This window comes from Flavilitoribacter nigricans DSM 23189 = NBRC 102662 (assembly GCF_002646595.1).
In the GTDB taxonomy this organism is placed as follows: Bacteria; Bacteroidota; Bacteroidia; order Chitinophagales; family Saprospiraceae; genus Flavilitoribacter; species Flavilitoribacter nigricans.
On sequence record NZ_PDUD01000046.1, the window covers coordinates 44904 to 59132 of the forward strand.

The window sequence follows — 14229 nt, forward strand, 5'->3', positions numbered from 1 at the left end:
CTTTATGAAATCCGTAATTATGCGCACCGCTAGATCCATTGTTTTATCAGTATTGTTATTACTGACTATCTTCTCTTTGCCCGTTCATTCACAAAATTCATCAACCCGTCAACTCTACTGGTCCGATGTTACAGAAAACGCCATCGCTAAGGCCGGCCTTGACGGCTCCGGGCAGGACCCGTTCCTTTCTTCCCCGGTTGGCGATAACGCCGGGATCGCCGTAGACAGCCTCAATCACCAGATATTCTTCGCCAGCGGGGCCAGTATCAAGCGGGCCCGCCTCGATGGGAACCATATTCGAGAGGTGGTTCGACTGTCCGCGGGACAGCCCCTGAATATAGCGCTTGATATAAGAGGACGAAAGATCTACTGGACGGACAGCCAGAACCGCAAGATCCAGCGCGCCAACATGGACGGCAGTCAAGTGGAAGACCTCATTACCCACGACCTGAGTAATAGGGTGGATATCGAACTGGATCTGGAAAGTGGGAAAATGTATTGGATGGATTCCGGGAACCGCGTTCTGCGCCGGGCTAATCTAGACGGTACTCAAATCGAGACCATTCTGGACAAACAGCCGGAAAGCATCTTGTTTCGGCCGCGCGATCTGGTACTGGACCCTAGAAACAAAAAAATTTACTGGGCGGATTGGGGGTTGAATAAGATACAATCTGTAAATTTTGACGGTACTCAGATCGAAGATGTTTTTAGCCGCCAACAGGATGGCAGTCTTCGACCAATCGGATTAGCTTTTGATGCCAAAGAGCAGACTTTATATATAGCCGAGAGCTTTCGGATTAAGCAGATCGATATCGCTTCAAGGAATATTTTAGCAGTAATCGGAAATGTCTCTGAAGCCAATCATGTGGCGCTGGATCCGACCAATCGTAAGCTATATTGGACCTCCTCCGGATTGGATCTTGTGGAACGTGCTACATTAGACCTAAGTGATAGAGAAATTTTGATCCAATCATCTACCGTTCATCCTATTGCCGTAGCCGTAGATGAACGAAACCAGCATATATACTGGTCAGAAATACAAGGTAAAAACAGAGGGATCTATCGGGCTCATTTAGACGGTAGCCAACAAGAATCGTTGGTTTCGGTAAGGCTGGGGCGTGTGATAGGTATAGCCGTTGATACGCTACACGATAAGATCTACTGGACTAACGCTGGCGAGGGAAAGATACAGCGCGCCAATCTGGATGGGAGGGACGTGGAGGATGTACTGCAGCTAGATTCCTTCCAGCCTGCGGGTATAGCTATCGATATCCGGAATAATAAGATATATTGGTCAGCGAATCATTCGGGAAGCAGGAGTGGTTGTATTTTTCGTGCTGATTTAGACGGTAATGATATGGACACCCTGGTAAGTATGAAGAACGGCCTGTTTGGAGTTGCTCTCAATGGCTCACTTGGCCGGCTCTATTTCACCCGATTGAATGGATTGTACTTTGTTGGATTAGATGGTGGCAATTTGAAAGGGCCCATTACCCCGCCGGGTGGTGGTATTTTGCGGCATCTTGTAGTTGATGAGATCGGCCAGCGGGTCTATTGGACGAATCAATCGAACAAGATCCAAAGCGCAAATCTGGATGGCACACAAATAACTGACTTTGTTACTACAGGGCTGGCCAAGCCAAGCGGTATTGCACTGGGCCGGGAAAATATTCAATCTAAAGAGGAGATCCTGGTCAGTGACCATACCGGGCGAGGATATATACAATGGACCAAAAACAAAAGCTATATCCTGGACGGGCCGGTATTTATCGAGGCAGGAGACACTTTAGCAATAGAAGCCGGTACGGTGATCCGGGGCCGATCGAAATATTCGGCCTTGATCGTAGCCAGAGGAGGCTATCTAAAGGCTCTTGGGACTCCCGCTCATCCTATCATTTTTACGACCTATCAAGATGACCTCGATCATCAAGAGGATTTACCCACATTTGCCGGTCGTTGGTCAGGTATAGCTATTCTTGGTCAGGCCAGACTTAATTCCCTTCCGGAACAATCCCATTTAAGTAGCTTTCCTGAGGACGAAGTTCGAGCACGATACGGTGCCCAGGATTTAGACGAAGATGGATTGTTTGAAACCTACGACGACCAGGATGGATCAGGGGTCATGCGGTATGTTTCCATTCGGTTTGCGGGGGCTGAACTCACTGACACACCCAGGCAAAGTGCCCTTTTACTGGCCGGAGTCGGGAGCAACACCGAAATTGATCATATCGAGGTATTGTACAGTGACGGAGATGGGGTACGTATTTTAGGTGGCACCGTTAATACAGCTTATCTAGTTTCCGCTTTTTGCCAGAACTTTGCTTTTGTAACCAACGAAGGGTATTGTGGAAGTAATCAGTTCTGGTTATCGGTACAAAACCATTCCGTTGGAGCGAGTCAACACCTGGGCGGCACACAACCGATAGATGGCTATCCTTTTACTGCACCGGCCATCTATAATGCAACGTTTATAAGACTCTGGAGGAGAAATAATGCACCAGCACTGACTTTTCGGGATAATGGAGGAGGAAGCTATCGCAATTCTATTTTTCTGAATTACGGCACTGGTATTGAACTCGAACTAAAGTTAGATGGTCGGGAAAGTAGTTACCGTCGCTTTCTGGACCATCAGCTTGCTTTTACCAATAATATCTTCTGGAATGCTGCCGATCTGGATGCGAATGAGTTATTCCGGCTTCAAGTTTACCATTCTACGCAACCCGATGATGACTTCGCCGCCACTACCGCCGAAAATTTGTTTGCAAAGCACCTGGAACTGGGGGGCAATGCGATAGAAAATCCACAATTGATCAACATAAAACGTAGCAGACGAAGTTTAAACTTTAGACCGAAATCTACCGCTGTTTTTGATTTATTGGCTCCCCTTCCCCCAGAAGATCTTTTTATTCAGCCGGCTGGATTCAAAGGTGCTTTCGAACCGAACGCCGAAGAACTATGGATAGCTGGTTGGACAGGTTTAATAAAATTGGCTCTGAATATTAAAGGCGGAATAGGAATTGATTAGCGTGCTAATTGATATTTTATCCTTTTTTAAAGTGAGAAACTAAGCCACTGAGCGGCTACCTGCATTCCGATATGATATAGAGGACGTTATGGATGCGAATGTGGTTAATTTGCAACAGATCGCGTCCTAGTTGAGAATTGGGGATAACATTGAGCCGAAGGTGCGGTATTTTCGGCAGAAGGAAGTGCGCTAGGGGAAGAGGTTTATTTGAGATTCATATAAGCTTTAGTAAGTATACACAAACAATCAGTTGAAAATCTCTGCCAGCTATCAGATCATCTCCTCCGAACGGCTTCGACCTTGAAACAATTTTTTTCTAGGTTCCTATAAATTACATATAAAAATTATTAGTTTTAAGGAATCATAAACACCGCGTGAACAAGCATATAGAACTAAACTCACCATCATGAAAACGCTAATCGAGGACCGTTTGACAGAGTTGAAAACTGAATTTCAAAAAGGGAAAGAACGTCTGTCTGAGTTGGAAAAGGAAAGTAGAAATGTTGAAGAAGCTATGTTAAGGATCAGCGGCGCTATACAAATCCTCGAGGAGCTGCTTGCTAGTAATCAATCCGATACGGAAACTAAAAAGCGCCAAACTAATGGTGTGGTAGAAGGAGTATAGTTCTTATTGTCTAAAGCCCGTACATACAGAAGAGGTGGGCCGATCGAACAACACACCTTTTTGTAGGCCTATGCTTCGCTCAATTTTTCCGGCCATCTTGTAATTGATTAAAATTAGCCCAATGGCATCTCCCCCAGTTTCAAATATTCCCATCGTTTTATTTCCCTTAAAGCTGGAAACACGTTTTGTAGGAAATCAGCTATGGATCCGGGCCTTCCCGGACAGTGCTTTTCTGCAAAGTCACGATCCTCGCCTGACACAAGACGAACGGTCGGCCGCTGTTGCTTTCAAGGAGTTGACCACACGCGAGGAAAAAAAAGCCGCCTGGGAAGATCTGGTAAATCGGTACGGTACTTATCGTGCAGCTTGGTTGGCTCAAATTAGCAAAGAGGAAATTGCCCTCCAACAACAACAGGCGGCCGAGCATGGCTTAGAAAAAGCCGAAGACGAAGCTACAGCGTTTTTTCTCAAATGGCTTCCGGATCGACTGGTCTTTTCGCTTTACAAAAAGGATAAGCCTTATGATCCGATCGAAGTGAGAGGCGATAAAATCGATCGAGAGGGCTTAACGCTACTTAGTAAGGAGGAAAAGTGGCTAACTGATTTTGAAGAAGCGGTTCGTTTGGGCATGGGCACCAAAGTATTCTTTACGGAAACAGAAACAGAATTTGAAAAGGTCATTGTAAGTGGATTGCGATACGCAGAGGATCCACTCACTCCTGCTCGCGGATTGGCAGATCTGTTTCACAATCATCAGTACACGGAAGGTTTTTCTTTCCTTCACTACGGTACTCCTACCAACAATACAGAAACGGCTAAGAGTGGATATTCCGCCCGTGATGAATTTGACGCGACCGGTAGCTTTAAGCACAGCGTACAGGGATTTGATCTGGATTCGGATGATCGGGCGGCCGGGAGCCGGCTAGCAAGGGCGCTAGGTCTGGAAACCGATGATCTCAGGCACGTCCAGCATGCGGATATTAGGGACCCGGCCCTGAGTGTACTTTTTCAGGAAGCTACCTGGTTTGCCCTGGGCGCCCAGCCCTTATTGATGCTTTTCGGTGATCAGATCAGTAATGAAATGTACCAGGAGCTATGGGAACATTACGCACAATTCGTGAGCGCTAAGGGACGATATGCAGCTCTGAAAATCGGTAATCAACCCTACGGGGTATTACCGGTCATGCACTTTCGGAAATCACTAACCAACGATACCAAAGGTCGGGGCGGGAAAATCCGCAGCAGTGATCAGCTCAGTGATAAGATGTGGACCCTATTTGCGCTATTGCTTAACCGCTGGTCCCGTATGGCCGTGGATGACCCCAAAGTGGTACCCCGCCTCGGAGACGAAGAAGATACCTATCTGGAGATCCTGCGCATTCTATCCATGCAGGAATCCGCTCATACCTATCAAATCCGACCATTGGAATATCACCACTTCCAAAAGCGGTGGCATCGGTGGTTGCGGCAAGTGGCAACTCCGTCAACGGGTATGCCGGCTATAAATACTTCCGATCCTATCCGAGAAGACTACGATCTCCTTCGGGAAAATATTGAATCCATTAAACGGATATTTGAGGCGGTACGGATCGATGAGCATACGGTGATCGACCTTAAATCTACTTTTGGAATTGAGGATGAAACGCTCTACCGAAGCCCGTTACTAAGTTTTAAAGCAGCGGATACACAGCTGGTTGGATTCGAATCCGGCAATTCGGTTTTGCTGAATGAATTCGGCGTGAGTAACGACAATGAGACAGGCTCGGAACTGGCCGGAAAAGGCTTTTCTATAACCGAAGATAATTTGGATCAGTTGCAAGCTTTCATCGATCGCCTGCAGGCTACGGAGACAACAGATCTGTTGCAACTGATGCGGATAGGGGCTTCCAGTCTATTCAGTGATTTATTAATAAGAAGCTATCAGCAGGCGATACGATTATATTATCGTAACGTCACGTACAATCCTACTATTTCCGAATTGCAGGGAGCAGCCGTTATGCGTATCGGCACTATTTTGAAATCTGAAGGATCCGAGGTGATTAGAGGAGAAAATGTCTTGACGATTAGTCGGAAAGACCAATTGGGAAACGAACTACCTGCGATCCCGGTTAATGCCCCTTTTGACGGGGTCATCGAAAATATATCAGCGACACCAGGCGCAGAATTTTACCCCATAGATCCGCTCTTTACCCTCAAAGATGAAATCCATTACCGAGCGACTAAAAATCGTATGATCGGACTCATACAGCAGATTATCGATGCTTGCCGGGCCATGGAGACTCCAACCGCCAGGAAACAGGCCCAAACGGAAGCAATACGAGAAGTTATGGATCTCAACAGTTACCGCCTGGATGCATGGATGACGTCGTTGGCCGACAGAAAAATCAAAGAAATGCGGCGCCTACCGACCTTTGAGAAAGGTATCTACTTCGGTGCTTACGGCTGGGTCGAGCAGTTGAATAGAAACCAAGCGCAGCCGGTAAAAGTAATAGGAGATATCAATCACCCCGACAGGCTTACCGTCGATTACACCGGCGAAGGTGGGATTATCCATGCCCCCGGCCCAGCTCAGGCGGTGGCGTCGGCTATCTTCAAGAACTCTTTCTTGTCATATCGGGATGAAGCTGAATCCAGTAATCCCTTTACACTGAACCTCACTTCCGAACGATTGCAAAAAAGCAATTTCCTGTTAGACGGCATTCGCCAGGGGCAGCAACTGGAAGCGCTACTGGGCTATCAGTTGGAACGCCTTCTGCACGAGCACCCTCGTACCGAGGAGCAAAGAGCCTTATACAACGGGGATCTCCACGAAGAGATATACATTCTGCGGGAGGCTTTCCCGCTTTATGAAAATGTGAGTGCTGCTCAGACCGGTTTCGTACATCTCAGTGTGATCAACGGCAGTATGATCATCGAGAAAGCGAATGATGAGCAACATTTCGAAGAAGATCTCAAGAAAATTATTCAACAAAAGAAGATTGCCATCATCCGGCATTATGTAGCGAAACTGGCGGATGCACTGGATAGCTGCATGGATACTTTATTTTACGAGGCCGGCTATCAGGTAACACAGGGCAATCTGAGTCAGGCGGCTGCAGCCCTCGATGCTACCAAAGGCGAAGTTGATCCTCCATCAATCGAATCTACAAAAACGAGGATACCAGGAACGGGAATCTCGCACCAATTCATGATGGTTTTTCCCGAAGCGAACACCACTTATACAACCGATAACTGCCGAGCTTTAGCGGAGCCTACGCTGGAATCGTGGCTGGAGAAAGTGATCGGTGATTTGCAAAAGGTCAGCTGTATGGTAGATCTATTAGATCCGGAAAAGGAGGATCTGGTCGAATCGGTCGAAGTGAAGCTGAGCGACCTGAATATCGGCTATCTCGATTTACTTTATCTAAGCCGCGATGAACTCGACGAAGGTGCCGGTGAACTGGAACTGCGTATCTGGAATCAGGTGGTTGCTGAAAAAGGAACGCAAGCAAGGAACTTCCGCTATCGGATCAGTACGTTTGCGGGCGAAGGCAGTCAGTCGTTAGCCTCGGTGCAGCAAGTAGCTCGCTACACGCTAGATCTGCTGCAAAAATGCCGGCCTATCCAATCGGCAGACATTAAGTTGGAGGAGGAAGAAGCGGTCTATGAGCGATCAGCACTGAACGCTGTTAAAAGCCGTCTGGAAGAGATCGTAGAACGCCTACGCAACGTTGACCTGAAAGATACGAGTGATCTGGCATTTTTGGCCAGACTGGATATGGAAGATATCAAAACTACCATATTAAATAATTTACCGATAAATGAAGCAAGGGCAAATCTACTGATCCGGGAAAAGTTAGATGCGACGATAGCACTATTAACTCAGTACGAAGAGACCGCCCTTTTCGAAGCTGCTTTCGATCAGCTGAAACAGGTAGCTCAAACCTTGTTCGGGCCAGAATTCCTGCTATTGCCCCCAGCCTCTCTCAGTACGACTTTCACGGATTTACTCAATGACAACAGACCGCAGCTATTGATCGGAGACCATTCTACGTCGCAAGACGGCAGGGTCTGGGGGCAGAGTCGAATTCAGAACTGGATGCAGAGTGTTGCTCAGGTCTATGAGCAAACGGAAGTGTTTGAAGACTGGATGATGGTCAGTGAGGTATGGAGAACGCGCATGGACCTTGCCAACACGGGTAAATATAAAGTAGTACAAGGCCCGACTCGATTGGAGTATCCCTGGGTAGGGCTGCCTAAGAACGATATCTCTACCATTTTGCAGCAGCATTACCAATCCGGGGAAATCTATACACATACGGCGTCAGGCGCAGCCTATCCGCTGGATAACGGTGATTACTATCCGGAAGGATGTGAAAGCACTGTAGTCTATATTTCCGAAGACCGGTCTTTTACCACATCCCAGCCCATATTTGGGCTGCTGATCGAAGCTTTCACCGAGCATATACCTCATAAAAAAGTAGAAACCGGCCTTAGTTTCCACTATGATGCGCCGAATAATCAGGCACCGCAAGCCATTCTATTAGCGGTACATCCGGATGCTCTGGAATCCGGCAGTACGCTTTGGGAAGAAGAAGAGTTGAGAGACATCATTTACGACACGATGGATCTCTACAAGATTAGGATGGTAGACCTCGAAGCTCTTAAAGAATATGGCTATGTGTTGCCCATGCCCTATTGGATCAACACTTAAAGCAATTTATTGCCGGCGATCCGGGGACCGCTTTCTTCAATATTCGACCATTCGACCAACAAGATCAAAATGAGCTTATACTTCAAATTAAAAGAGCTGTTGTTTCCTCCCGAATCAGGGTATCAGAACTTTGTGCCGCAGTTCCGTCTGGAGGGACGATCCCGTAATGCCATGGACGAGACCAGCCTGGAAATGAGAACCGCCGATCCGCTGTGGATGCTGGGACGTCAGTGGCAATTCGGCGAATTTCGGGGTGAAGATAACGGTTCGCCCATTCAGGTGGTCGCCAATTATCGTAAAGAACCACTCCCCTATTACTCATTCCCCGGCGACAATCGACGCAGAGCCCTGGGCAATATTCCCCTTGAAGCCGGCGTAGAGGCCATTCCCGTCGTTCCGGGAGATCTGCGCAGCAAAGTACGCATTGGCCAAAAGTTCGAAGCCCTGATCCGCGAGCAGTTCAGTGATGCTATTGCTCAGCGGTATATAGGTTTACTACGGCAGGAGCTGTTTCTGCGGGCAGACGGACCGATGGACGAAAAATCACGGCGCTATTATCATTTGATGAAAGGACAAGTTGTAGACGGGGGGCAATTATGGCGGCTCATCCAGGACCATAAATTCCCCTTCGGAGATTTTCAAGATCTGGATGAGGCAACGGATAAACTCAAGCGCTGGTATAATGATCTATTTCTGGATACCGGAACAGGCTCCTCCTGGCAAGCACCACAGCTACTACACCGTTTTGAGGTGCACGGTGAACAGGATATCGATCTGCAAGCTCCGGATTACCAGAGCGGCCATCTGGACTGGTACTCCTTTGATCGGGCCGGCATCGGGATCTCGCCAGCGGAAACAGCTCAGAACTCTCAGGCTTTTATGCCGGTCAATGTATCTTTTGCCGCTATGCCCGACAAGCGCTTATTCGCTTTCGAAGACAGCCAGTTGGATCTAGCCGGAATGGAAGTGGAACCTACTGATCTGATGCGATTGATGATCATTGATTTCTCCCTGGTTTCCGGTAGCGATTGGTTTATTGTACCCCTGGAAATGGAATTGGGAGAGATTTGCTGGATAAATCATGTGGAAGTCAAAGACGTATTCGGGGTCAGCACCATTATCGAAAATAGTGACGGTCAGTTCCTGGGAGATAACCCCTTGAATGTATGGGACAATTTCAAAGTGCGCGACCGGCCGGTTAGTACCTTCGATGCCCGTGACCACTTCTTATATCTCGTGCCGGCCACCACTTTCCGCCAGGAATCCCGACCCATTGAAGAATTGCTTTTTCTGAGAGATGAATACGCCAATATGGTCTGGGCCGTTGAACGGACATTACGTAATGAGATGGGAACACCGGAAAGCGGCTATGAGCTGCACCTGGAATTGAACGGTCCTTTCGCTCGTGAAGAAAACGAAGCGTACTCCAGCAATAATATGCCGAAATTCCGGCTGGCTTCACCGGTACCTACCAATTGGATCCCCTATCTGCCTTTCCACCTGAAGGGCAGTAATCGGGAGATCGAATTAAAGCGGGCCGTCATGATGCGCAACGATGACAAGAATGATCCGGTGGATATCTTACCTATTTCCTGGCTGGCCGGCGAAGATCTGAAAGCTATCCGGGAAGAAGCTATCCCACGTGCAGGAGTGCGGGTACAGCTCACCCGACAACGGGTACGGTGGACGAACGGAGAGACTTATGTCTGGCTAGGTAGAAAGGTGAGTACAGGTAGAGGAGAAGGCAGTAGCGGACTAACTTTTGATCAATTATTAAGTTGAAATTATGGGAAATCGGGTTAACTACTTTATGCCTTATACGCGGCAGGGGCTAACTACCTTGGCTGACCACCGGCAATCCTCGGCCGGCCGACTCCAATTTGAGGTCAATGTATTCCTGGAGGGTAAAGATGGATCGGGTAATAAGCTGGAACGAACCGTTCGGCAAAAGATAGTCCTTTTGGGACCGGGGGATATTCTCGGAGTAGACCCACGTATTATTTCCAGAGTGGCGCCACCTCCCGACACCAACAGTTTCGAGGCTTCGCTCACTCCTTTTATTGAATTTAATGAACCGGACTTTTTGTGGCGTTTCAGTACGCGGCAAGCCGCGGACGGTGAAAACTGGCTACCGTGGTTAACGCTGATCATCCTGAAACGAAGCATGGGGGCAGAGGAAGGAGAGTTCGTGACCCTCCAAAATGATCAGGCGGACCTGCCGCCCCGCATTCAAGTCAAACCCAATGCCGTTCTACCAGATCTGAACGAGTCCTGGCGCTGGGCCCACGTGCATATGTTGGAGACTCAGGGGCTTAAGCATGAGGACCTAAAAGCAGCAGTCGCCCGCTCTTCCAAAAATACTGTCTGCCGGTTGATGAGTCCACGTCGACTGGAACCGGAGACTGCTTATGAAGTCTTTTTGGTACCTACTTTCCGGCTAGGTGTGCAGGTCGCACTGGGATTAGCAACAGAAAATACAGACAGAAAGGAGCTAAGCTGGGACACCCCGGCCGCCGGAGCCGGTCAACAGTTGCCGTATTATTATCGCTGGTCATTTCGCACGGGTACCAAAGGAGATTTTGAATACCTGGTCAGGAAACTGCAACCGCGCAAACTTCGCGGGTTGGGCATACGGAAGATAGATTGCCGTACGCCGGGTTTCGGCATCGAACCGGAGATAACGGAAATGGAGATGGAAGCAGCTTTGAAATCCCTGGATGTTGCTGTTCAAAGCTGGGGCATGGATAACAAGCAAGCGGACGGCCTCAATGCAACACAACGCGACATGGCGAATCTGTTAAATAGTAGCGAGCAGGACGATATACTCAGAGTAGCACCCCCAGTATATGGAGAGTGGTACGCCGAAAGAAGTAACGCCGAAGAAAAACTGGTAGTAGATCAGCAACACTGGCTGGAGGAAATTAATCTCGATTTCCGCCATCGGGCGGCCGCCGGTTTAGGCGTACAGTTCGTCAAGCAGAATCAAGAGAAGTTGATGCAGGCTGCCTGGACGCAACTCAATAAAGTTCAGGAAGTTAATCGTCGGCTTAATCTCGGTCGATTTGGTCGTTCGATTTCTAAGAGTCTACATCGAAGGATGGAAAAAATGAATCCCGATCACCTCTGGAAACTAGCACTGCCCGTACAGAATAAAATGCTGTTTTCGGAAGAAGAACAGCAAGTACGTACGCGTGGAGTCAACAACTCCAATTTGACTATCGGCGCTCATTTAAGAGCGAGTGAAATAACCAACAAGCTGGTGCAAGTAAAGGTAAAAAAATACCTGCCGAAAAAAAGATCCACTGCCGAAGCAGGAGACGAGAGCGGTGCGGTCGGCAGTGTTTTTTTTACTCCGGTAACGGCAAATCAGTTAGTAAGCCAGGCCTTTCAGGTAGCAGGGACCACCAGAAAAACGCCGCAATCGAGCAGTACTCTTTTTCAGATAGAAGACAAGAACGAGACCAGTGGCGACCTTTTTAACACTCTGGGAGCTAAAATGAAAATGGCGCTTGATCCGAAGGAGACGATCCAGGTACGCCTGGCCAACCGGGTCAGACGGATCAGGACCTGGGAAAAACACCGGCGGTACAATGAGGAAGACCTCGCTAAGACCAAAAGCCGCAGTGACCAGCAATCCGAATCCGAACTTGATCCACTACGTCCGGTACTGTGGTATCCGGAATTTCACCGTCCCATGTATCATTTTCTGCGAGATCTGTCTCAGGAATATATACTCGCGGGAGTGGAGCATATCCCTCAGGATACAGTCGGACTACTAGCCGCTAATCGCCGGTTTATTGAAGCCTATATGTTGGGAGTCAATCATGAGTTTGCCTCTGAATTAAGATGGCGGGAGTTCCCTACCGATCTGCGGGGAAGCTATTTTCGAAGTTTCTGGGATACCAGTATTTACTCGGTAGACGAAAAGGAAGAAGATGAATTCTGGGAAAATTCGCAGGACGGTATTCGGCTCTTAGCCCATATACACCGGGAGTTCGGTACTCACTACGATAGAGAGATGATCGTAGATGCCTATACGACCGGCGAACCTTCCGACACGCAGAAAGCGGTGGCGGCAATTTACGAAGAAGCCGTAGAAAAGTGGCTTTTGTCCAGAGATGAAGATAAGGATATCGCCGAAATTGCCGATTGGAAGAAGAACAGCCGTTTAGGGGAGCATCCGGCACCGGGCACCTGGACAAACAATAAGAAAAATGTAGACGCTTTAGTGTTGGTAGTCCGGGGTGAATTATTGCAAAAATTCGAAAATACACTCATCTATCTGGTTAACAGAAACGCTGAGGATAGTACCCAACCGGATCTCAGCTCGAATGCCGGACGGAAGTTTCCCGTATTCGAAGGCGCTCTGCCGCCTGACATGATCTTCATTGGTTTCCCCATTACTACCAAAGAGGTAGGTGACTATTTCCTCATTTTTGAAGAACGCATCACAGATTTGCGTCTCGGCCTGGACATCGATGCCAGCGGGAACGGAGAAAATGATCTGAGCTGGCTGCATTTTGAGGACCTGCATGCCGGCGACTATCTCAATGGTCGACGACCAGCTAATGAGTTGGCCAGCCGATGGGACAATGCCGCTTTTATCGGTAAGGTGATGTATCAAAAGCAGGTAAGGGTAGCTATTGAACTATCACGAATGGTACCGGAGCGCCTTTTTAAAAATTTTTAGTAATCACATAAAGTAACAAAAAATCATAGCTGATGGAATTTAGTGAACTGAAAATACCAGCCGAAAAAGAAGGACCTCTAAAGACAGCTCAATGGAATGATCTGGTGCAAAAAGTAGAGCGCTTATACTTCAACATCAGTGCTAATGATCTGAAAGTCGGGCTCGGAACTAATGATCCAAAAGAGGCACTCCAGATCGGGGATAATTGGGCTTTCCACAGTGGTGGGCATAAGGTGATCATGTACAACAGTTACTGGAACGGAACGAACCAGCTGAGGATCACGGACGGTGTTTCTTCTGAATTGCGGTTTCATTCCAACGGTCATCTGTATATCAGGACGGGACCTTCCGGTGCTGCCGGTACGGCAGTGGATTTTGAGCGAACTTTCAGTTTTGGCCCCTCCACCAATTTGATGGTTCATAACAAAAGTAATTGGATGAGAATCGGAGCTAGTGATGATGGCCTGGCACGGATTGAAACTAACCGTCCGCATTTCTATTTCAATAGAGAAATACGAGTAGATTCCGGCAAAATAGGGAGCCACACAGATCATCTCCGCCTCTGTATTGACGGAAAGCCGAGAATCACGATTGTAAGAAATAAGAAGGATATCATTTTCGATGGGGATCTCACTTGCAGTGGGGATCTCACTTTCAAGGGTAAGTCCGTCCTCACACTGGGAGCTACCTCCTCCATGCGTTTAGGCCCCTGGGAATTTCGTCAGACCGGCGGCGGAAAGGTTACTTCCTACTTCTATCTAGATCGCTATACCACCGGCGGGAAAAATACTATGGTGAAAATAGACTGGAGCGGCAATTTGAAAGCCAGGGGCTATGTCAAAGGATCTGACGAGCGCACCAAAAAGGATATCCGATCTTTTACCGATGGCTTGAACATAATTGAAAAAATGCGACCGGTTACGTATAAATACAATGGTTTAGGCGACACTATCGCTGAGCAGAGAGATCTGGGACTTATTGCCCAGGAGGTAGAAAAGGTCGCGCCCTATCTGGTATCCAGATACAAAGATAAATTACGACCTACTGATAAAGACAAGACAGAACTGCTGAATATTAAACCCCTACAACTTACTTATCTACTCATTAATGCCGTCAAAGAACTGAACCGGAAGTTGGAAACGCTTATGCAAACGGCAGCTTTAAAAGTTGATACGGAAATAAAGGAAAAAATATAA

Annotated in this window: 6 protein-coding genes; all 6 read left to right on the forward strand. The window is 47.9% G+C overall.

The features are described from left to right. Positions 1-19 precede the first annotated feature (19 nt). The 6 genes from CRP01_RS34335 to CRP01_RS34360 all read left to right on the forward strand — a co-directional run bounded on the left by CRP01_RS34335 (position 20) and on the right by CRP01_RS34360 (position 14229). Positions 20-3025 (forward strand): hypothetical protein, encoded by a 3006-nt coding sequence (locus tag CRP01_RS34335; protein WP_170110663.1) that lies wholly within the window; start codon positions 20-22, stop codon positions 3023-3025. 406 nt (positions 3026-3431) lie between these two features. Then, positions 3432-3650 carry a hypothetical protein gene (locus CRP01_RS34340; protein WP_099154615.1) on the forward strand — a complete coding sequence of 73 codons (219 nt, stop codon included), beginning with the start codon at positions 3432-3434 and terminating at the stop codon, positions 3648-3650. Positions 3651-3753: 103 nt separating this feature from the next. Then, positions 3754-8343, forward strand: coding sequence for a hypothetical protein (locus tag CRP01_RS34345; RefSeq protein ID WP_143473662.1), 4590 nt, complete (start codon positions 3754-3756; stop codon positions 8341-8343). Between the two features lie 69 nt (positions 8344-8412). Further along, positions 8413-10125, forward strand: a complete 1713-nt coding sequence (locus tag CRP01_RS34350) for a hypothetical protein (RefSeq protein WP_143473663.1) — start codon at positions 8413-8415, stop codon at positions 10123-10125. Between the two features lie 4 nt (positions 10126-10129). Beyond that, a complete protein-coding gene (locus CRP01_RS34355) occupies positions 10130-13033 on the forward strand; it encodes a hypothetical protein (RefSeq protein WP_099154618.1) in 2904 nt (967 codons plus the stop codon). Positions 13034-13065: 32 nt separating this feature from the next. Beyond that, on the forward strand, positions 13066-14229 hold the full coding sequence (locus CRP01_RS34360) for a tail fiber domain-containing protein (protein ID WP_099154619.1): 1164 nt from the start codon (positions 13066-13068) through the stop codon (positions 14227-14229).